This window comes from Mycobacterium sp. IS-1496, assembly GCF_001499995.1.
In the GTDB taxonomy this organism is placed as follows: domain Bacteria; phylum Actinomycetota; class Actinomycetes; order Mycobacteriales; family Mycobacteriaceae; genus Mycobacterium.
Genome location: NZ_LQIU01000002.1, coordinates 120,596 through 141,101 on the forward strand (window position 1 = coordinate 120,596; position 20,506 = coordinate 141,101).

General features: G+C 68.7%; 23 protein-coding genes. 5 read left to right on the forward strand and 18 right to left on the reverse strand.

Translation table 11 applies throughout. The features are described 5' to 3' along the window. Nucleotides 1-18: 18 nt before the first annotated feature. Nucleotides 19-510: a hypothetical protein gene (locus AU195_RS02460; protein ID WP_059157471.1), complete on the reverse strand. Its 492-nt coding sequence runs from the start codon at nt 508-510 to the stop codon at nt 19-21. A gap of 242 nt (nt 511-752) precedes the next feature. Between AU195_RS02460 and AU195_RS02465 the strand changes: the two genes are divergently transcribed. After that, nucleotides 753-1,619 (forward strand): EamA family transporter, encoded by an 867-nt coding sequence (locus tag AU195_RS02465; RefSeq protein WP_059157514.1) that lies wholly within the window; start codon nt 753-755, stop codon nt 1,617-1,619. Nucleotides 1,620-1,645: 26 nt separating this feature from the next. On the opposite strand, the gene AU195_RS02470 is transcribed toward AU195_RS02465, so the two are convergent. From AU195_RS02470 to AU195_RS02485, 4 genes are all read right to left on the reverse strand, one after another. Beyond that, nucleotides 1,646-2,503: an ABC transporter permease gene (locus AU195_RS02470; protein WP_059157472.1), complete on the reverse strand. Its 858-nt coding sequence runs from the start codon at nt 2,501-2,503 to the stop codon at nt 1,646-1,648. After that, the gene (locus tag AU195_RS02475; RefSeq protein ID WP_059157473.1) at nt 2,500-3,375 is read right to left on the reverse strand and encodes an ABC transporter permease; all 876 of its coding nucleotides are present in this window, start codon (nt 3,373-3,375) and stop codon (nt 2,500-2,502) included. Before AU195_RS02475 ends, AU195_RS02470 begins: the two co-directional genes overlap by 4 nt. Before the next feature lie 9 nt (nt 3,376-3,384). Further along, a complete protein-coding gene (locus AU195_RS02480) occupies nt 3,385-4,575 on the reverse strand; it encodes a polyamine ABC transporter substrate-binding protein (protein WP_059157474.1) in 1,191 nt (396 codons plus the stop codon). Nucleotides 4,576-4,648: 73 nt separating this feature from the next. Next, nucleotides 4,649-5,815, reverse strand: coding sequence for an ABC transporter ATP-binding protein (locus AU195_RS02485; protein WP_059157475.1), 1,167 nt, complete (start codon nt 5,813-5,815; stop codon nt 4,649-4,651). Nucleotides 5,816-6,139: 324 nt separating this feature from the next. Between AU195_RS02485 and AU195_RS02490 the strand changes: the two genes are divergently transcribed. Beyond that, a complete protein-coding gene (locus AU195_RS02490; RefSeq protein ID WP_059157476.1) occupies nt 6,140-6,571 on the forward strand; it encodes a type II toxin-antitoxin system Rv0910 family toxin in 432 nt (143 codons plus the stop codon). On the opposite strand, the gene AU195_RS02495 is transcribed toward AU195_RS02490, so the two are convergent. Then, nucleotides 6,568-8,034 (reverse strand): MFS transporter, encoded by a 1,467-nt coding sequence (locus AU195_RS02495; RefSeq protein WP_059157477.1) that lies wholly within the window; start codon nt 8,032-8,034, stop codon nt 6,568-6,570. The genes AU195_RS02490 and AU195_RS02495 overlap by 4 nt on opposite strands. A 113-nt stretch (nt 8,035-8,147) precedes the next feature. Between AU195_RS02495 and AU195_RS02500 the strand changes: the two genes are divergently transcribed. Together AU195_RS02500 and AU195_RS02505 are read left to right on the forward strand one after the other, a co-directional pair. After that, on the forward strand, nt 8,148-8,627 hold the full coding sequence (locus AU195_RS02500) for a TspO/MBR family protein (protein WP_059157478.1): 480 nt from the start codon (nt 8,148-8,150) through the stop codon (nt 8,625-8,627). 58 nt (nt 8,628-8,685) lie between these two features. Further along, nucleotides 8,686-9,213 carry a phosphate-starvation-inducible PsiE family protein gene (locus AU195_RS02505; RefSeq protein WP_059157515.1) on the forward strand — a complete coding sequence of 176 codons (528 nt, stop codon included), beginning with the start codon at nt 8,686-8,688 and terminating at the stop codon, nt 9,211-9,213. Between the two features lie 4 nt (nt 9,214-9,217). Here the strand turns inward: AU195_RS02505 and AU195_RS02510 are convergent, their stop codons facing one another. From AU195_RS02510 to AU195_RS02540, 7 genes are all read right to left on the reverse strand, one after another. Continuing rightward, the gene (locus AU195_RS02510) at nt 9,218-10,300 is read right to left on the reverse strand and encodes an isocitrate/isopropylmalate dehydrogenase family protein (protein WP_059157479.1); all 1,083 of its coding nucleotides are present in this window, start codon (nt 10,298-10,300) and stop codon (nt 9,218-9,220) included. 35 nt (nt 10,301-10,335) lie between these two features. Further along, complete coding sequence (locus AU195_RS02515; protein ID WP_059157480.1) at nt 10,336-11,388, reverse strand: tartrate dehydrogenase; 1,053 nt, start codon at nt 11,386-11,388, stop codon at nt 10,336-10,338. Continuing rightward, the gene (locus AU195_RS02520) at nt 11,385-12,989 is read right to left on the reverse strand and encodes an SLC13 family permease (RefSeq protein WP_059157481.1); all 1,605 of its coding nucleotides are present in this window, start codon (nt 12,987-12,989) and stop codon (nt 11,385-11,387) included. Before AU195_RS02520 ends, AU195_RS02515 begins: the two co-directional genes overlap by 4 nt. Before the next feature lie 98 nt (nt 12,990-13,087). Continuing rightward, a complete protein-coding gene (locus AU195_RS02525) occupies nt 13,088-13,507 on the reverse strand; it encodes a hypothetical protein (RefSeq protein WP_059157482.1) in 420 nt (139 codons plus the stop codon). Nucleotides 13,508-13,627: 120 nt separating this feature from the next. Then, nucleotides 13,628-13,813 carry a hypothetical protein gene (locus tag AU195_RS02530; RefSeq protein WP_059093464.1) on the reverse strand — a complete coding sequence of 62 codons (186 nt, stop codon included), beginning with the start codon at nt 13,811-13,813 and terminating at the stop codon, nt 13,628-13,630. Nucleotides 13,814-13,989: 176 nt separating this feature from the next. Further along, the gene (locus AU195_RS02535; RefSeq protein WP_059157483.1) at nt 13,990-14,406 is read right to left on the reverse strand and encodes a DUF5313 domain-containing protein; all 417 of its coding nucleotides are present in this window, start codon (nt 14,404-14,406) and stop codon (nt 13,990-13,992) included. A 25-nt stretch (nt 14,407-14,431) separates the two neighbouring features. Next, nucleotides 14,432-14,920: a MarR family winged helix-turn-helix transcriptional regulator gene (locus AU195_RS02540; RefSeq protein ID WP_059157484.1), complete on the reverse strand. Its 489-nt coding sequence runs from the start codon at nt 14,918-14,920 to the stop codon at nt 14,432-14,434. Nucleotides 14,921-15,006: 86 nt separating this feature from the next. Between AU195_RS02540 and AU195_RS02545 the strand changes: the two genes are divergently transcribed. Next, entirely contained in the window at nt 15,007-15,849 is an 843-nt protein-coding gene (locus AU195_RS02545) for a nitroreductase family protein (protein ID WP_286149104.1), read from the forward strand. 12 nt (nt 15,850-15,861) lie between these two features. Here the strand turns inward: AU195_RS02545 and AU195_RS02550 are convergent, their stop codons facing one another. The 5 genes from AU195_RS02550 to AU195_RS02570 are packed head-to-tail and all read right to left on the reverse strand — an operon-like array spanning nt 15,862 to nt 20,401. After that, entirely contained in the window at nt 15,862-16,269 is a 408-nt protein-coding gene (locus tag AU195_RS02550; protein WP_059157485.1) for a 4Fe-4S dicluster domain-containing protein, read from the reverse strand. Beyond that, nucleotides 16,266-17,864 (reverse strand): FAD-dependent oxidoreductase, encoded by a 1,599-nt coding sequence (locus tag AU195_RS02555; protein ID WP_059157486.1) that lies wholly within the window; start codon nt 17,862-17,864, stop codon nt 16,266-16,268. The genes AU195_RS02550 and AU195_RS02555 overlap by 4 nt, the downstream gene beginning before the upstream one ends. Further along, nucleotides 17,848-18,579 (reverse strand): ABC transporter ATP-binding protein, encoded by a 732-nt coding sequence (locus AU195_RS02560; RefSeq protein ID WP_059157487.1) that lies wholly within the window; start codon nt 18,577-18,579, stop codon nt 17,848-17,850. The genes AU195_RS02555 and AU195_RS02560 overlap by 17 nt, the downstream gene beginning before the upstream one ends. Continuing rightward, on the reverse strand, nt 18,576-19,463 hold the full coding sequence (locus AU195_RS02565; protein WP_059157488.1) for an ABC transporter permease: 888 nt from the start codon (nt 19,461-19,463) through the stop codon (nt 18,576-18,578). The genes AU195_RS02560 and AU195_RS02565 overlap by 4 nt, the downstream gene beginning before the upstream one ends. Further along, a complete protein-coding gene (locus tag AU195_RS02570; RefSeq protein ID WP_059157489.1) occupies nt 19,442-20,401 on the reverse strand; it encodes an ABC transporter substrate-binding protein in 960 nt (319 codons plus the stop codon). The genes AU195_RS02565 and AU195_RS02570 overlap by 22 nt, the downstream gene beginning before the upstream one ends. Nucleotides 20,402-20,506: the final 105 nt, after the last annotated feature.

A 20,506-nucleotide genomic window follows, 5' to 3' on the forward strand; every position in this document is an offset into this window, starting at 1 on the left:
GAGGCCCGTTCGGCGGCCTCAGTTGAAAGTCACCGGATCGGCGACGGCGAAACAGCGCTGGGTGTTCGTCATGATCAGCACCTCGGTCACCGCGGCGGCGTCGATCGTCGGGAATTCGAACAGGCGCAGGTCTCCCCGGTCGAGGATCCCCCGGTCGGCGATGTCGACACCCGAGTTGGTACGCACGAGCACGGTGACCGCCGTCGCATAGTCGGTCGTCACCGTGACCAAAACGCCGCCGCCCTCCGGTTGCCTGCCCCAGGCCAGCGAGGACGGGCAGGCGGGGTCGCCGTCGGCGTTCGGGGGAACGCCGTGGTTGGCCGCGGCGACGGAGGCGTTCTGCCGGATCTCCGGCACCTCCGGCGTTGCGGCGGTCGCCGCGATGGCGCGGGTCTCGACCGGTTCGGATGCCGGGGCGGGCTCGGCGGGATATGCGCCCAGACGGTATCCGCACCCCGTGACCGAGAGTGCGGTGGCGGCGACCACGACGGCCGCCCTACCGATGTCCACGAGTCCCCCTCGCTGCCATCCCCGACAAACCCGCGGGTACCCGTTTACCCGCGCGTCAATCCCCATGGTCTTCCCATCGGACGCCCCGACGGGGTCGAATCGCCGAAATTTCGTCAGTTCGAGACAAACGCCGGAACCCGAACCGATCGACCGTGAATCGTGCGCCGGCGCGCCCGCGTTACTGCCGGGCCGGCGAAACCGGTTGGACGCCGACGCTCGATGTGCCGTATATCAATGCGGTGATGACCAGCACCGACGCCCGCACCGGTGCGGCCATGGCAGTGACCGCGATGTTGTCGGTGCAGTTGGGCGTCGCGGTGGCGGTGGGACTGATCGACCAGATCGGAGCCGAAGGCGCCGCCTGGCTGCGCCTGGCCTGGGCGGGCCTGCTGTTCCTGGTCTTCCTGCGCCCGCGGCGGGCGGGGTTCACCCGCCGGAGCCTGCTGGCGTGCGTGGCGCTCGGGGTGGTCACCGCCGCGATCACGCTGCTGTTCATGGCGGCGCTCGACCGGATCCCGATGGGCACCGCCAGCGCGCTGGAGTTCCTCGGACCACTCGGGGTGGCGGTGGTGCGGGGAACAGGTGTGGCGCGGGTGATCTGGCCCGGTCTGGCCGCGGTCGGCGTGCTGCTGATGACGCAGCCGTGGACCGGAACGGTCGACACAGTGGGCGTTCTCTACGCGCTGGCGGCCGCGGTGTGCTGGGCCGGCTACATCCTGCTGACCCAGCGGGTGGGCGATCAGGTCGCCGGGATCAACGGGCTGGCGGTCTCGATGCCCGTGGCCGGACTCGTCGGCACGATCGTCGTCGGACCGATGGTGTTCGACCGGATGACACCGCAGCTACTGCTCATCGGGCTCGGCCTGGCCGTCATGCTCCCGATGTTCCCGTTCGCCCTCGAGTTCCTCGCGCTGCGCCGCCTCAGCGCCGCGGCGTTCGGGACGCTGATGAGCCTGGAACCGGCGTTCGCGTTGACCATCGGCTTCGTCGCGCTGGACCAGGTGCCGGGTGTGGCGGCGGTGGTCGGCATCGTGTTCGTCGTCGCGGCGGGGATCGGCGCGGCTCGCGGCGGCGGGCGGGGGACGCCCGTGCCGGTCGAAGTCGCCTGACCCCGCTCCGGGGCGCGAAACGGCGGTCAGGTGTCGATGCGCTTGCGGCGGTAGAGCGTGCCCGCCGCCAGCAGGATCAAGCTGACCACGAGGATGGCCGTCGCGATCACGTTGATCTGAGGTGGCACCGCCGCCTTGACGGCCGCGTTGACGTAGAGCGGATACGTCACCGTCGACCCGCTGACGAAGTACGTGATGATGAAGTCGTCGAGCGACAGCGCGAACGACAGCATCGCCGCGGCGACGATGCCGGGGACGATCAACGGCAACGTCACCTTGAAGAAGGTGCGGGTCGGGCTCGCGCCCAGGTCCATCGACGCATCCTCGAGTGTCCAGTCGAAGCCACGCACCCGGGCACGCACCGTCATCGCGATGAAGCTGACCTCGAAGGCGATGTGGGCCAGCACGATCGTGACGTAACCGGTCGCCCAGCCCAGGTCGAGGAACAACACCAGCAGCGATGCGCCCATCACCACCTCGGGCGCGGTGAGCGGGAGCACCAGGAACGTGTCGACGGCACGCTGTCCGCGCCAGCGTTGCCGCACCAGCGCGATGGCGACGAGCGTGCCGAGCACCAGCGCGATGAGCGTCGACACCCCGGCGACGTTGAGGCTCAACTTCATCGCGTTCGTCAGCGCCGGGTACTTGAACGGGTCGAGCCAGTTGTCGAGCGTGAAGCCCTGCCAGCTGTAGTTGAACTTGCCCTTGGGGTCGTTGAACGAGAACAGCACGATCACGAAGATCGGGACGAACAGGTACAGCAGCACCAGGCCGGCGACGATCCGCAGGCTCCAGTCACCCCACTTCGGCGTTCCTCGAACGGTTTTGGGCCGCGGGGGCTGCTCGGCCGCGACGGCCACCGCGGCGCCGGCTTGGGTGGTCATACCAGATCCTCCGTGCCCAGCGCCCGCGTGTAGAGCAACACCCCGGCCAGGATCGTGCCCATCAGGACCAGACTCAGCGCGGCGGCCGCCGGATAGTCCTTGACCACGAGGAACTGCTGTTGGATGACGTTGCCGATCATCGTGGTCTGGGTACTGCCGAGGTACTCGGCGTTGATGAAGTCACCGGCGGCCGGGATGAACACCAGCAGGCTGCCCGCCAGCACACCCGGTAACGACAGCGGCAGGATCACCTTGGTGAAGCTGCGAGTGTTCGACGAGTACAGGTCTTTCGACGCTTCGATGAGCCGCGGGTCGATCTTCTCGAGGCTGACGTACAGCGGCAGGATCATGAAGATGATCCAGTTGTAGATCAGCCCGCCGATCACCGCCCAACTGGTGGACAGCAGGCGGCCGTCGCTGGGCAGCAGGCCGATCGCACCGAGGATGCTGACCACCCAACCGTCATCGGCGAGAATGGTTTTCCACGCGATGGTGCGGATCAGGAACGTCACGAAGAACGGCAGGATCACCAGTCCGAGGATCAGGTTCTTGAACCGGCCGGCCTTGAACGCGATCACGTAGGCGAGCGGATACGCCAGCAGCAGACACACGATCGTCGCGGTCAGTGCGTAGCCGAAGGAGCGCAGGATCTGATCGGAGTACCGGGAGAACGCCTCACCGTAATTGGCGAAATCCCACGAGAAGGTCAGGGTCGGCAGGAACACCGACCCGCCCGTTGACGACAACGATGTGCGCGCCAGCGAGATCAGCGGCCACACGAAGAAGATTGCGAGATACGCCAGCGCGGGCAGGATCATCAGATACGGGGCGATCCTGCTGCGCTGCCGGCTACTGCTGGCTACACCTGCCATGGGTGGGCGTCAGCCCCCGGTCACCGCGGCGTACATGGTGTTGTACTCCTGCGTCTGCTCGTCGGTCAGCGCCGCCCACGACTTGAGGTTGTTCACCGTCGACTCCGGCGGGTTGATCAGCGGGTTGGACGCGACGCCGGGATCGATCTTGTTCAGTTCGTCGGTCATCTCGGACAGCACCGGCACGAACTGGGTGAAGGCGATCAGCTTCGCGTAGTTGGCCCGGTCGTAGACGTAGTCGATCCACGCCTCGGCGGCACTCTGGTTCTGCGTGGTGTAGGGGATCACCATCGTGTCGATGAACCACGTGCCCCCGGCCTCCGGGACGATGAACTCCAGATCGGGGTTGTCCGCCTTCAACTGCACCACGTCACCCGAATAGGCCTGTGCGATGGCGACATTGCCCGCGGCGAGGTCGTCGGCGTAGTCGTTGCCGGTGAAGCGGCGGATCTGCCCGCTGTCCTTCTGCTGGCGCACCAGGTCGACGGCCTTCTGCACGGCCTCGGTCGAGGGCCGCTCCGGGGAGGCGCCCTGCGACAGCATCACCATGCCCAGGCCGTCCTGGGTGTCGGAGAGCAGGCTGACCCGACCCTTGAACGCCGGGTCCCACAGGTCCTCGATCCGGGTGATCTCCCGTCCGGTGGCGGCCTTGTTGTAGGCGAGGCCGACCATGCCGGTCATGTAGGGCGCGGTCTTGTTGCGGCCCGGGTCGATCGCGGAGTTCAGCAGATCGGGACGGAGGTTCTTCTTGTTCGGCACGCGATCGGCACGGATCTCGTTGAGCCATCCGAGGCCGTTGATGCGGGCCGCCATGAACTCGGTCGGGATGACCAGATCGGCGCCGATGTCCTGCTTACGTGAGAGCGGTTCCTTGACCTTGGCGAACCACTCCTCGTTGTCGTTGAAGTCCTCTTTGTAGTCGACGGTGACCCCGGATGCGGTCTGGAAGGCGGCGACGAATCCGTCGGCCATGTACAGCGGCCAGTTCGAGACCCGGAGCGTCCCGCCGGCCGGGCCGCCGTCGTCGGTGGCCGTCGACTCGGAGCCACCACCGTCCGAACCGCACGCGGCCAGGACCGCCGGGCCCAGTGCCAGCGCAGCGGCCGCGGCGGCGCCGCCGCCGAGGAACCGCCGCCGCGACGTCCGGGCGGCGGCGAGCCGGGCGGCCAGTTGCGGGTCGAGCTCTGACGATCGGGGCATGACTGGTGTGCCTTTCGTGATCTTCTGATGGTGAGAAGGGCCGGGGGAGGGAAACGGCGGGGACGGTGCGGGGTCAGGACTCGTCGAGCATCTCTTCGAGATCCTCGGTGGTCGGGATGTCGGCGGCGGGCAGCACCAGCGAGGCGTCGGGCGACCAGCAGACGTACACCTGGTCACCGGGGCGCAGCGACGGCAGGTGATGTTCGGGTCCGATGTGGGCGACGATCGGGGAATCGTCGGGTGCGGCCAGCGAGAGGCGCACCACCGGACCCTGGAAGGTCAAGTCCCGCACGGTCGCCCGGGCCGCGGCGACATCGCCCACCGGGGGCTCCAGCGACACCCGGAGGCGTTCGGGCCGCACCATCAGCGTCGCGTGCCCGCCCGCCTCGATGGCGGTGTCACCCGGTTTCGCCTTCAGCTTGCTGCCGAGGACGTCGACTTCGACGTAGCCACCGTTGAGGCGACCGGTCTGGCGCCCCGCCCACAGGTTGGCCTGTCCGATGAAGTTGGCGACGAACACCGTCGCGGGCCGGTCGTAGATGTCGGTCGGTGTGCCGATCTGTTCGACGTTGCCGGCGTTCATGACCGCGATGCGGTCGCTCATCGTCAGCGCCTCTTCCTGATCGTGGGTGACGTAGATGAACGTGATGCCCACTTCGCGCTGGATCCGTTTGAGCTCGAACTGCATGGCGTGGCGCAGTTTGAGGTCGAGCGCGCCGAGCGGTTCGTCGAGCAGCAGCGCACTCGGGTAGTTCACGAGTGCGCGGGCCAGCGCCACGCGCTGCTGCTGACCGCCGGAGAGTTGTCCCGGTTTGCGCTTGGCGAAGTCGGTCAGGCGGACCACCTCGAGCAGTTCGTCGACGCGGCGTTTGACTTCGGATTTGTCCTTCTTCATGCTGCGCGGGCCGTAGGCGACGTTGTCCCAGACGCTCATGTGCGGGAACAGCGCGTAGTGCTGGAACACCGTGTTGACGTTGCGCTTGTGCGGGGGGACGCGCGAGACATCGGTGCCCTCCAGTCGGATCGCGCCCGACGTCGGTGTCTCGAAGCCGGCGATCATCCGCAACGTCGTGGTCTTCCCGCACCCGGACGGCCCCAGCATCGAGAAGAACTCGCCGGAGGCGATGGAGAAGTCCGCGTCGGCGACGGCGACGTAGTCGGCGAACCGCTTCGTCACATGGTCGATCTCGATGACCGGGCCGCCCTTCTGGGGGGCGACCCCGTCGACGGTCTGGTTCACCGAAGTGGTGTGTGTGCCGGTCAGAAAGCAGCCTCCTCAGATCCCAGCCCTGCGGACTGTGCGTAAACAATCGCCGATACCGGCACCCTTCGCAAGTGATTCCGCAACGATTTAACATTTTTACAATGGAATCCCTCATCCCGAGGGGGTTCCAGCAGAAGAATCCGCGCTTTGCCGCGGACGGCTTCCCAGCCGGTCAGGGCGCCCGACGGGCGCGGTGATCGGTGCGGCGGTTTCCGATTCAGTGTCGCAGTGTGACCGGGGTCCCGTCCGGAATCCGCGCAGGCCGTTTACCTGGCCGCACGGGCAGGGTAATGGGGAGCCATGGCATCGGTTGACGTGGCGGTCTCATCCGACCTCACGCCGGAGAAGGCGTGGGAGTTGGCTTCCAACCTGCGGCGGTTCGACGAGTGGCTGACGATCTTCGGAGGCTGGCGCAGCCAGGTCCCGGCCGAGATCGAAGTCGGCACCTGCGTGTCGTCGTTGATCAAGGTCAAGGGATTCCGCAACACCATCCACTGGCGGGTGACCCGTTACGACGAGCCCAAGGAGATCGAGCTGATCGGGACGGGGTTCCCGGCGATCTGCATCGCGCTGTCGCTGCACGTCGAGGAGGAGCCGAACACCGGCTCGAACTTCCGGGTGGTCGCCGACCTGTCCGGCGGTCTGCTCAACACCAGGGTCGGGTCGCTGGTGGCGAAGGTCATCGAATCCGACGTGCACAAATCGGTCAGCAATCTCGCGTCGCTGCGCTAACCCCATTCGTGGTTCATCGCGCGGGTGTGTGACAGCGCATCCGGGTCGACCGCCCGCGGTCGCGTGCGGGTGAGCGCGATCAGTGTCAGCGCCAGCGCCGCGGTGACGGCGCCCGCCACGAAAACGACCACGAAGCTGCTCTCCATCGGCACATCGGTGCCGGGCACCGAGCGTCCCAGCAGCACCGCGACGACCGCGGCGGCCATGGAACTGCCGACGGTGCGGGCGATCGCGTTGATCCCGGTGGCCACCCCGGTCTCGCCGGCCTCGACCTCCGCGACGACCAGTGCCGGGAGGGCGCCGTACCCGAGGCTGATGTAGGCGTTGGCGAGAATCCCCGCCACGATCACCTGCCACGGCTGATCGTGTGCGACGGCCAGCAGGACGAACCCGACGACTCCGGCCATCGCGGCGACGACCAGGACACGGCGGGCGCCGTACCGGTCGATGAAGCGACCGCTGACCAGCGCGACGGCGAAACCCGTGACGGCGCCCGGAAGCAGGTACACCACACTCGACTGCAGCACGGAGGCGCCGAACCCGTATCCGGCCGCCTCCCGCGGGATCTGGACGAACTGGGTCAGCCCGAGGAACGCGAAGTACAGCCCCATCCCCACGAAGATCGTGGCGAGGTTGGTGAGCAGCATCGCCGGCTTGGTGAGCATGCGCGTGGACACCAGAGGGTGGACGCGCCGCTTCTCCCACATCCACCACACGACCAGAAGGGACGCACCGCCGAGCGCGCAGACCAGCGTTCGGGCCGACACCCACCCCCACGCGTTGCCCTGGGTGACGGCCAGCAGCACCGCCGACAGCCCGGCCGCCAGACCGACGGCGCCCAGCCAGTCGATCGACCCCTCGGCGCGGCGTCGGCGCGCCGGTACCAGGAACACGACGATCCCGAGGACGACGACAGTGAAGCCGGTGGTCAGCCAGAACACGCGGTGGTAGTCCGCGTCACCGCTCATCAACAGCCCGACGACCACCAGTCCGACGCCGCCGCCGAAGCCGAGCGTGCCCGACATGACCGCCATGGCCCCGGCCAACCGTCCGGGCGGGAGTTCCTCGCGCAACACCGCCACGCTGATCGGGTACAGCGCGTACGAGGCGCCCTGCAACACCCGGGCGACGATCAGCAGCGGCAACGACGAGGTCACCGCCGCGAGGACCGACCCGACGAGCACCACGACCAGCACGCCGAGAAGCACGCGCTTCTTGCTGTACAGATCCGCCAGACGGCCGAGCAGCGGCGTCGCCGCGATGGCGGCCAGCAGGTTGGCGGTGACCGCCCAGCTCACGGCGACGGTGGAGGCGCCGAGTTGTTCCTCGATGACCCCGAGCACCGGCACGACCGCCGTCTGCAGCACGGCGACGGTGAGGACGACGATGCTCAGACCGCCGACCAACAGCGCCGGGCGCACGGTGCCGGTGGTGGTCGAGCCCGCGACCCCCGTGCCCACCACCCGAAACTCCGATCCTCAGCGCATCTCGACGTCCTTGACGCTAGCTCAGCGGCGGTCACGGTTGCCCGGCGGCGGTGCGGGGTACGTGATGATGACTCGTCGAAAGGGAACCCATGCGTGCGTCGACCCTCGCCAAGACTGCCGGCACGGTGTTCGCCACCGGGGCGCTCGGCGGACTTGCCAGCCGGCCGGTCCTTTCGCCGTGGTACGCGAAGCTGAAGAAGCCGAGTTTCCAGCCGCCGGGGCAGGCGTTCGGAATCGTGTGGCCGGTGCTGTACGCCGACATCGCGGCCGTCTCGGCGTCGACGATCGACCACTACCACGACACCGGCCAACCGGAGAAGGCGCGGGCCTACACCACCGCGCTGGCCGCCAACCTGGTCCTCAACGGCAGCTGGTCGTGGCTGTTCTTCAACCAGCACAAGCTGGCGCTGTCGGCGGTGGCGGCGGGCGCGCTCGCCGCCAGCAGTGCGGATCTGACCCGTCGCGCCGTCGAGGCGAAAGGCGCACAGGCGGCGCCGTTGGCCCTCTATCCGCTCTGGTGTGGCTTCGCGACCGTGCTGTCGTCGCGCATCTGGTGGCTGAATCGCTGACCCGGCAGGCGAATCGGCGGTTAGCCTGACTGCCTCGGACGGCGGTGGGAGGGTGGCGGTGGCGGAACGGACGAAGTCCAAGCCGGAAGAGCAGGAGCGGCAGCGCTTCGCCGACCGGGCGCTCGGGATGCTCGAGGACGCGGTCTACTGGGCCATCGCGTCCGTGCTGGTGATCTGTTCGGTCGCGCTGCTGGTGTCGCAGTTCAACACGATGCTGCGGCTACGCAACACACCGGCGTCGACGGTGATGCTCGAAGTGCTCGACGGACTGCTGCTGATCTTCATCTTCGTCGAACTGCTCTACGCCGTCCGCACGTGCCTGCGTTCGCACGAGATCGTTGCCGAACCGTTCCTCATCGTCGGAATCCTGGCCGGCATCAAGGAGATCGTGGTGCTCTCCGTGGAGGCGGCGACGCTGCTGGAGAAGGGACCGGCGTTCGCGAGGGCGGTGGTCGAGATCGGCGTCCTCGGCGGCGTGGTCCTGGTTTTGGCGTTGGCGGCGTTCGTGTTGCGCGAGCGGCGCCGCGACACCGAGGACGCCGGTGAGAAGGCCGCCGACGGCAAGGACGGGATCGAGGCGACGTAGCGGGTCAGGCCGACGCGAGCACCGACAGCACGTGCTCGGTGAAGCCGGTGGTGGTCGCCGCACCGCCGAGGTCGGGGGTGTGCACACCGTCATCGAGGCTGCGGCACACCGCATCTCGTATCAGCGCCGCGGCATCGATCAGCGCAGCGCGGCCGTGCCGTTGGGCCAGCCATTCGAGCAGCATCGCGGTGGACAGGATCATCGCGACGGGGTTGGCGGTGTTGCGTCCGGCGATGTCCGGCGCCGAACCGTGCGCAGCCTGCGCCATGGCCTTGGTGTCGGACGCGTTCACCGATGGCGCCATCCCGAGTGAACCGGCGAGCTGACCGGTCAGGTCGGAGAGGATGTCGCCGAACATGTTCTCGGCGACGATGACGTCGAACTCTGCGGGACGGGCGACCAGGAGGGCGGCCAGCGCGTCGATGTGCTCGAGGCGCACGGTCACGTCGGGATACTGTTCGGCGACCCGCAGGCAGCTGTCGCGGAACAGCCCCGTCGTCTTGGACAGCACATTGGCCTTGTGGGCGACGGTGACCGAGTGGCGCCGCGTGCGCGCCAGCCGGAACGCCTGGTGCGCAATGCGTTCGCAGGCCTCCCGGGTGAACACGGCGACCGCCATCGCGACGTCCGCCGTCGGCATGAACTCGCCGGCGCCGTCGTACATGTTGCGGTCGGAGTAGAAGCCCTCGGTGTTCTCGCGCACCACCACCACGTCGAGGGCGGGACACACCGCGGGGATCGTGTCGCTCAGCCGGCGGGCCGGCCGGATGTTGGCGTAGAGCCCGTAGCGTTTGCGGATGGTGCCGCCGGGGGACAGGGCGTCGCGGAACGGGTCGGGGTAGCTCGCGTTGTCGTGCGGGCCGAGCAGCCACGCGTCGAGACGGTCGAGTGCGGCGAGCGTGGCGTCCGGCAGGGGAGTGCCGTCACCGGTGATCGCCTCGGCCCCCATACGCAGCCGCCGCCAGTCGACCGGAACCGATACCGCCGCCAGCGCGCGCTCGGTGATCTGCACTGTGGCCGAGACGATCTCGGGTCCGATGCCGTCACCGGCCAGCACTCCGAGCTGTAGCGGGTCCTGTGGTGCCATACCGCTCAGTGTGCCGTATCGGTGTCGCCGGCGCGTCAGCGCAACTGGGCGGCCAACGCCTCGGTGACGTCGGCGGTCGACGCGTGCCCGCCCAGGTCGCCGGTGCGCGTCTGCGGTTGCGCCAGTGTCCGCTCGACCGCGGTCATCACATCGGCGGCCGCGGCGGCGTGTCCGAGGTGCTCGAGCATCAACGCCGCCGACCACACCGCGCCGATCGGGTTGGCGACGCCCTTCCCGGCGATGTCGGGCGCCGATCCGTGGACGGGTTCGAACATCGAGGGGTACTGCTTGGTGGGGTCGAGGTTCGCCGACGGAGCGATCCCGATGGAGCCCGCCACCGCCGCGGCGAGGTCGGAGAGGATGTCTCCGAACAGGTTCGAGCCCACCACCACGTCGAACCGTTGCGGTTGCAGGACGAGTTTCGCGGCCAGGGCGTCGATGTGCTCGCTGTCGAACCGCACGTCCGGATGGCGTGCGGCGCGCTCGGCGACGACTTCGTCCCAGAACGGCAGGGTGTGGACGATGCCGTTGGATTTCGTCGCCGAGGTGACGTACCGGCGCCGGGTCTCGGCGAGGTCGAAGGCGTAGTCGGCGATACGGCTGATCCCGACCCGGCTGAACACCGACTCCTGGACCGCCATCTCGTCGGGGAAGCCGCGGTTGAGGCGCCCACCGATCTCGCTGTACTCGCCCTCGACGTTCTCCCGCACGACGACGAAGTCGACGCCGGTGGCATCGCGCAGCGGACTGGCGACCCCGTCGAAGACCCGGATGGGCCGCAGGTTCACGTACTGCCGGAACGCCCGTCGGATCGGGATGAGCAGGCCCCACAGCGAGACGTGGTCGGGTACGCCCGGCCAGCCGACGGCGCCGAGCAGGATCGCGTCGAAGCCGCGCAGCGTCTCGATCCCGTCGGCCGGCATCATCGCGCCGTCACGGGTGAATCGCTCACAGGACCAATCGAATTCCTGGTAGGCCAGGTCGATCCCGTGGCGGGCGGCGACCGCGTCGAGCACGGTGCGCGCCGACGCCGTCACCTCGGTGCCGATTCCGTCGCCGGGGATGACGGCGATGTGCGCAGCGCTCATCCGCCCAGTCCCACCAGCGCGATCATCAGCGGCAGGAAGACGATGATCAGGATCGCGCCCGCGATGTCGAACGTGACGCCGGAGCGGATCATCGTCGTGATGGGAACGGCGCCGGAACCGTAGACGATCGCGTTCTGTGGCGTCGAGACCGGGAGCATGAAGCCGAAGGATGCGGCGAACGTGGCTGCCAGCGCAGGCACGAACGGATTCACGCCCGCCGCGATGGCGACCGGGATCACGATGGGGACGACGACCGCCGCGGACGCGGTGTTGCTCGTGGTCTCCGAGACGACGATGGCGAGCAGCACGGCGAAGATCGTGATGGCCACGACGCTGGAGAGTCCGAGCGCGTCGGCGACCGAGTTCCCGATGGTCTCGGCCAGTCCGGAGTCGGCGAGCAGCGAACCGAAGATGATCCCCGTGCCGAACAGCACGATCGTGCCCCAGTCGATCGCGGCCGCGTCACGCCAGCGCAGCGTGAATTCGCGCTGCTCCCAGTCGGTGGGCAGCAGGAACAGCAGGGCCGCACCGAATACCGCGACCGTGCCCTCGTCCAACCGATCGCTGATCGTGGAGTACATGTCGGAGTCGTTGCCGAAGATGAGCGCGACGATGCCTGGCAGCACCCACAGGAACACCGTGGTCCCGAACGCGATCAACGTGTTCTTCTCGGCGCGGGAGAGCGTGCCCATCTCTTCGCGCTCACGGGCCACGTAGTCGGCGACGCCGTCGATGTGCTTGATCTCCGGTTTGTTCAACAGGAGCAGCACGAGGGCGAGGATCGCGAACATCAGCAGACAGATCGGTGCGGCCATGACCATCCACTGCCCGAAGCTGATTCGTTCCCCGGTGGCCTCTTCGATGAGGCCGCGCCCGATGAGATTCGGTGGGCTGCCGACGGGTGTCAGCAGACCCCCGACACTGGCCGCGTAGGCGAGCATCAACATGAGCGCCGCACCGACTCGCAACCTCAACGGGTCGAAGTCCTCGGCCACCTTGCCCTGTTTCTGCAGCAGTTTGGCGATCACCCCGAGGATGCCGATCGCGGTGGGCAACAACATCGCGACGGTCGCGGTGTTGGAGACGAACGCCGACAGCAGACAGGTGATCGCCCCGAAGGCGAGGATCACCCCGGTGGTCGACTGGCCCGCGCGCGGCAACGCCAGGATGCGGAACGCGAACCGCCGTGCCAGGCCGTGCTTGAGCATCGCCTGCGCCAGAATGAAGGCGCCGATGAAGGTGAAGATCGTCGACGAGCCGAACGGGCCGAGCACGTCGTCGGCCGGTGCGACGCCGAGGAAGACCACGACCGCCACACCGAGCAGACCGCCGATGGGAATGGGAACCGCCTCGGTCACCCACAGCACGATCACGCCGAGCAGCACGCCGGCCAGGGTCTGTTGCTGCGCCGGGATGTTCATCGGCAGCAGCAGGAAGACGATCGTGACGACGGGCGCGAGGAACAGGCCGACGGTGCGGCGGCCCTTCTCGAAGCGCTCTTCGGCGGGGGTCAGGCGCTGTTCCCCGAGGCTGCGGTAGGTGGCGCTGCCGAGCAACGCCTTGTCCACATCGGTGCGTCGGACCGGATTGTCAGCGGTCATGGGTGTCCCCTTCGAGGCCATCGGCTCACCGGCGTGTGAGGTGCCTCACACCCGCGGAGGATGCCCGATCTCGGCAGGAAGTAACCGCCGACCGGTACTCAGTACCGGCTGAGGACCTTTCGGCCGCCGAGCGGAGCGTCGAGCGCGACGTCGGTGGCAGCGAGAACGGCCTTCGCGGTGCACCTGCGGTTGGCCGCCTCGGGGAGCAGACCCGACTGGAGTTCGACGGTGACGGTGTCGGCGGTCTCGGTGGTGAGGGCACGGACGCCGTTGCAGGCGGGCGTCCCCGAGAGGAAGTAGACACGCACACCCGCGGCGTTCTCGAGCGGGCTCCACGCCTCGACGCGCACGGGCTCGCTGTCCACGATGTCGGACCGGCCGGTGAACAGGACTTCGGACGAACTCAGCGGGCGCTCAACGGGTTCGGTGGTGGTCGGCGCGGCCGAGGCGATGCCCGGCGCGAAACCGATGCTGAACAGTGAGCCCGCCACGGCGGCGGCGACCAGGACAACCCGCATGGCGTGACAGTACGTGCGACGCGGTCTGCGGCGCGGGCTGCCGGTGGGCGCGCCACGTCACGATTGGGCTTCGGTTGGATCGCGAAATGTGTTGGTCTGTGACGCTGTTTGCGCCAGGAGTCAGTCGCGTGACCAGACGGCGACGAAGCCGTGGGGGATGCCGGTGTGACGGGAGATGAGCTCGCGGGCGGCCATCTCGGCTTCGGCCCGTTCGGTGCGGTGGGTGACGGCGCCGAGTTCGGGGACGGTCACCGACCATCCGGTCGCGTCCCGGGTGACGACGATCTCGAAAGCCTGGCCCGCCATGGGCGGAAGGGTCCGGCGACGTGCGCCGCGCGAGATGGTCCGGCGGCGGCATCCGTGGCTGCTCCGAATCGTGGCAGGCATGTTCGTGGGCTTTCTGCAGCGGGGATCGGGCCGTCGGACAATGTACTGCCCGGCGGGACCCAACTCCAAATCGCCGCAGCGCCTGTGCTAGCCGGTCAGAACGGGCTGCTGTTCTGCTGCCACTTGGCCTCTTCGGGGCGCGGTCCGAAGCGCCGGGCGTAGTCCTCGTGGATGTGGGCGTCCTTCTGGCGCTGGATCACGTCCACCAGCTTGGGGTCGAGGTTGTGCTGGGCCAACCGGTGACGGCGCCATACCTTGTTCAGGGCGAGCGCCATCAGCAGCGCCCAGATGTAGATCGGTGCGGTCATCTCCAGCCGCACGTAGAACGACGTCGGCAGGAGCCAGAACGGGGCCAGCACCAGCAGCGGCGGGATGGCCATGCGGATCATGTGCCTGCGGACGGCGCCGTGTCCGGCGAGGTCCTCGGCGACCCACCGGCTCATCGAGGCGGGCAGCCGCCGGCCGTAGGCGTAGGTGATGCGCTGGAAGAACGACGGGCGGGCGTCGGCCATGGTGGCTCCTGTGTGTGGTGGGTGGTCAGAGGTCGAGGGCGCCCGCCGCCTGGGCGGCGGAGTTGATGCGGGTCAGCGCGCGGTGGAGGTTCTCGAGTTCGTCCAGGTCGCCGCCCAGGCGGGCGACGACCGCGGAAGGGATCGCCAGGGCCCGTTCGCGCAGCGCGACTCCGGCGTCGGTGAGTTCGACGTTCATCGAGCGCTCGTCCAGGGTGCTGCGGGTGCGGGTGATCAGCCCGATGGTCTCCAGCCGCTTGAGCATGGGTGAGAGCGTCGCCGAGTCGAGCTGCAGCGCGCTGGCGATCTGCTTGACCGACAGCGGGGCATCCGCGGTCGAGGTCTTCCGGTGGTCCCACAGGGTCAGCATCACCAGGTACTGCGGATGGGTCAGACCCAGCGGTTCGAGCAGCGGGCGGTAGACGGCCAGGACGGCGCGATTGGCGACCGCGAGGGCGAAGCAGACCTGACGCTCCAGAGCGAGCGGGTCGAGATCCGTGGCGGTCGACGACGACATACTTGCATCGTACGCAAATTGTTAGGGTACTAACAATATGGCCGCGGTCACAGGTGCCACTATCATCGGTGGTCAACTGCGTATCGGTGGAGGTGAGACACCTGGCGGGTTTGCCCGATGTCGCCACGCTCGAGCGTGTGCTGGACACCGCCGCGCACGCGCCCTCGGCGCAGAACGCGCAGCCCTGGTCCTGGCGTGTCACTCCCGGTGGCGTCGACCTGTTCGCCGACTGGGCTCGCCGGCTGGGCGACACCGACCACGATCGCCGCGACGTGTTGCTCAGTTGCGGCGCGGTCCTGCACCACTGCGTGGTGGCGTTCGCCGCCGGCGGATGGGCTCCGCGGGTGCGCCGGTTTCCCGAGCGGGACGATGACGACCACCTGGCGCTGATCGAGTTGATCGAGGCGCCGCCGAGCGTTGGTGACGCCGAGCTGTTCGGGGCGATCGCGCAGCGGCGGGCCGACCGGCGCCCGTACCGCGCCGAGTCGCTTCCGGAGGGCTCACTCGAGTTTCTGCATGTGCGTTCCGAGCGCGACGGGGTGCGGTTCGGTGTGGTGCCGAAGGCCGCCTGGGGACGGTCGTCCGCGGGTGACGTGGTCCTGCAATACGGCAGTGCCGCCGACGCGCCGGCCGACGACGCGGTACTGCTCGTGCTCGGCACCGAAGGCGACGGCGATCTCGCGCAGTTGCGGGCCGGTGAGGTGATGAGCGATGTCGTGCTGGCGGCCACGTCGATGGGCTTGGCGACCTGTCCGCTGACGACACCGTTGAGCGATGCCCGCAGCCGACTGTCGTTGGCCTGCGAGGTCTTCGACGGTGAGGCGTACCCGCAGGTGCTGGTGCGGGTGGGCTGGGCACCCGACGGCGGCGAGCCGTTGCCGGTGCTCGAGCGGCGCCCGGTCCGGGAGACGACGGTCTGGGCGGTCTGAGGACTGGACCCGTCAGTCCGTGGGGTGGTTCCACGGCGAGTCCGCCAGCGGCGCCGGCGAGGGAAGACGCGACTCCGGCAGGGGCGGAACGGCTTTGAGGACCGGATTGCGGTCCAACAACGCTCCTGCGGTGCGTCCGCGGCCCCAGCCGAGCATGTCGCGATACCCGCCCAGCAGGCCGTGGCGGGTCACTGCGTCCTCGTCCGCATGGGGACTGTCCGCGCCGACCGGCGCCGACACCGGGGAGACGTACAGCGCATCGACGGGACAATATGCCTCGCACATGAAGCAGGTCTGGCAGTCGGACTGGCGGGCGATCACCGGGATACCGTCCTCGCCGCGCTCGAAGACATCGGTGGGGCAGACCTTGACGCACAGGTCGCAGGCGATGCAGGCGGCGGCGGCGACGATCTCGATCATGCCACCGCCTCCGACGAGATTCGTTGTGGGAGGACCGGATCAGCCGCGGTCCACACCGAGTCGAGCCCGCCGACCAGGATGCGGTGACCCAGCCCGTGGTGGACGTCGGGGAGGTCCTCCCGGCGGTGCAGACCGCGGGATTCCGTGCGCGCCAAAGATGCGGCGGTGATCCACCGGGCCGCCGCAACCATGGCGACGGCCTGCCGCTGCTTGTACGCCTCCCGGGCCGGCACCGGCGCCAGCCCGCCCGTGATGTCACGCCACAACCGCTCCAGCGCTTGCGCCGATTCGGTCAGCCTCTGGTGCGACTTGAGGTGACTGCGCAGCGGCGGCAGAACGTGCGCCTGCGCGGTGCCCACCACGTCGTCGACGGTCGGCGCGTTCCGGGGCCCTGGCCGCAGGCCCACCCGGTCGGCCTCGGCGGGCTCACCTGCCCTGTGTCGCCGGCTGAACTCCGCCGCACCCCGGCCCGCGAAGGCGCCGGAGGCGATCGCCCACGAACCGTTGTGGCTGCCGCCCCCGCTGATCGAACCGGTGACGAGTTCCCGGGTCGCGGCGTCACCCGCGGCGAACAGGCCGGGAACCGTTGTCGCACAGTCGGGTCCGGTCAACCGCAGACCTCCGGTGCCGCGCACGGACCCCTCGTAGACCATGCGGACCGGGTAGGCGGTCACGAACGGGTCGATACCGGCCTTGTCCAGGGGCAGAAAGTAGTTGGGTTGGGCATCGCGCATGGTCTGCCGGATGTGCTCGGGCGCCCGGTCCAGCCTGGCGAACACCCGCTCACCGTGAGCCAGCGCCCATTGCGCGTCCCTGCGGCCGCCCAGCCCGCGTTCGGTGGGGAAGGGCCGGCCGTGTTCGTCGTAGAAACTGGCCCACTGCAGCATGCGTCCCTTGGTGTGGGTGCCCCATTCGGGCGCGAGCGCGTAGGCGGTGCAGAACTCCATGCCCGAGAGGTCAGCGCCCAGCTCGGCGGCCATCAACAGCCCGTCACCGGTGTCGACGTTGGTGCCGAACGTTCCGGACAGGAATGCGGTGCCGCCGGTGGCCAGGACCACCGAACCGGCCGAGACCCGCCACGGCCGTCCGCCGTCCTGGCGGGCGATCCCGACCGCGCCGTTGACGATTCCGTCGCTGTCCGCGGTGAGTGCGGTGGCCGGATGATGGTCGAGGATGCGGACCCCGCTGCGGTAGGCCTTGCGCCGCATCCGCCGCATGTACTCGGGGCCCTGCAGGCTGCTGCGCAGTTGCCTGCCGTCGTCACCGACCGGGAACGGGTAACCCCACCGCGCGAGTTGTTCGATCCGATCCCACGACGAGGCCAGTACCCGCAGCATCCAGTCGGCATCGGTCAGACCGCCCGCGGCGGCCTCGCGCTCCCTCACGGACTCCTCGCGACGGGGCCCGGGCGGGATCAGCCACAGGTTGTTGCCCCCCGCGGCGGTGGCGCCGCTGGTGCCGCAGTATCCCTTGTCAACCAGGGTGACTTGGCTTCCCGCTTCGGTGGCCGAGATCGCCGCCCAGGTGGCCGCCGGACCGCCGCCGATCACCAGGACGTCGGTGACATGGGTGTCGGCGTCACCCGCTGCGGTCATGGCCGACCTCCTCCCGGACACCGAGTTCAGCCAGCAGCGTGCGGCGCAGATCGTCGAAGCCGTCGTCGCCGCGACTGCGGGGAAACGGCAGATCCACGCGGCGATCCAGCGAGACCCGGCCTTCGGAGAGCACGACCACCCGGTCGGCCAGCAGGATCGCCTCGTCCACGTCGTGGGTGACGTGGAGGACGGCCATGTGGCGGCGGGCCCACAGATCGTGCAGCAGGCGGTACATCTTGAGGCGAGTCAGGGCGTCGAGTGCGCCGAACGGTTCGTCGAGCAGCAGCAGATCCGGTTCCCGCACCAGCGCTCGGGCAAGCGAAACCCGCTGCGCTTCACCGCCTGAGAGCGACAGTGGCCATGCACGCGCCTTGTCCGAGAGCCCCACCTCGTCGAGGGCGGCATGTCCGCGGGCGGTCCGGCTGGGTGCGTCGGGGCCGGCGTCGGGTAGTGCGAACGTGACGTTGGCCAGCGCGCGCCGCCACGGCAGCAGTCGGGGGTTCTGGAACACGACCGCGCGCGACCGGGGCACCACCACCGAACCCTGGGCCTGGTTGTCGAGCCCGGCCAGGATCCGCAGCAGCGTGCTCTTACCCGACCCCGATCTGCCCAGCATCGCGACGAACTCGCCGTCGGCGACGTCCAGGTCGAGGCTGTCGAGGACCTGTTGCGCTCCGAATGCGCGCCGCACGCCGCGGACCGCGACCACGCTCATACCGCGCCCTCGAAACCGGCGAACCCGTTGCGCCAGGACAGCAGCAGACGTTCCAGAAGCCGCACCAGCGAGTAGGACGCCAGACCGGCCACCGCGTAGATGACGATCACCAGCAGCGAGATGTCGAACTGCAGGTTGGTCTGCGCCCGCGACATCAGAAAACCGATGCCCTCCGTGGTGTTGATCATCTCGGCGAAGATCAGGCTCAGCCACGCGCTGGACAGCCCTAGGCGCAGGCCGACAAGGAAGTTCGGCATCGCGCCGGGCAGGATCACCTGTGTGATGAGCGTGGAGCGCCGAGCCTCGAGGGTCTGGGCCATCTCCACCAGCTGTTGATCCACGCCGCGGATGCCGGAGTAGGTGTTGATGTAGATGGCGATCGCGACGCCGAGCGTGATGAGCACGATCTTGGGGCCCTCGCCGATGCCCATCCAGATGATCAGCAGCGGGGTGAGCGCAAAATTCGGCACCGCCTTGAGGATCTGCATGGTCCAGTCGAGCAGATCCTCACCGGTGCGGGTCAACCCGGCCAGCACCGCCAGCAACACGCCGAGCAGGATGCCCACCACGGTGCCGGTCAGAACGCGGGTGGCCGAGGCCCCGACGTGCAGGGCGAGTTGGCCGTCGGTGAGCAGCCGCCATGCGGTGGTGGCCACGTGCGCCGGGGGCGGGAACAGGTCGGCGTTCAGAAGTCCGGTCGCGGAACCGATGGCCCACGCCGCCAGGATCAACACCGGACTCATCATCCGGCGCACCGGGCGCGGGATCCGCGCCCAGACGCTGCGTCGGCGGCGGTGCCCGGCGACGACGTCGATCAGTTCCGGCGTGCGGACACCGGGATGTATCGGTGCGGCGACGGCCGTCACGACTTGGCTCCGGCCCATTCCCGCACCGAGTACTGGTTCTCCAGGGAACCGTCGGCGTTGAGGAACTCGTAGGCGGCCTCGAGTTGGTCGACGCCCTTGGCGGGGAACGGTTCGGTGTTGAACTCGTCGACCTTCGTCGACTGCTTGACGAATTCGAGGTCGGTTCCGTCGGTCTGCGCGACCCAGGCCGTGTAGTCGCCGAAGTTCTCGGTGATGTCGCGGTTGACCGCGGTGACCGCTCGGCGCCAGGACTCGGCGAATTCGGGGTGCTCGTCGGTGAAGGGCGACAATGCGATGTTGGTGCCCGTGCTGCCCAGGCCGTGCCGGGACAGGCTGTCGATGATGGGGAAGCCCTTGTCCTGCAACTCGATAGCGCTGGCACCGGTCACGACGGTGGCGTCGATCTGGCCGGAACTCAGACCGGCGATCGATTCGGGGGTGGGCACGTCCCGGACCTGGATCTTGCCGGTGAGGCCGGCGGCGTCGATCAGCTGTTTGGCCGCGCGGTCCCGGATGGTGCCCTGCGGGGCGGTGACGTTCTTGCCGACGAGGCCCGCGATGTCGGTCGGGCCGCCCTTGGCGCCGACCAGCCAGGCGTCGCTGTTGATCGAATCCAGGGCCAGCAGCACCACTTTCGGATCCCGACTGCGTGCCCGCAGGGCGGGGTTGTCACCGATCGCGGCGACATCGACGGCGCCGGCGAACAACGCCGAGGCGACATCGCTGCCGGACTGAAAGAACGAGTACTCGATCTTGTCGACGCCCGCGTCCTTGAGCTGCTCGGCGAGGATGCCCTGCTTGTCGCCCCACCCGAGTGAACCGGCGGGGGTGCCGGTCGGCGAGGTGGCGCCGATGCGCAGCGTGTAGCCGCCTGAACTGTCGTCATTGCTGGTGCACGCGACCGCAGAGGCGAGGACGGCAAGAGTCAGGGCGGTGCGGACGAGAGGGCGAAGCATGGTGGGCCTCCGGGAGGGTTCGCGTGAAAGGCACGATCGCACTCCAGTAGATGCCGAAGACCGGGCGGAGACGACGGTTCGGATCAGTCTGACCGGAAGGCGTCG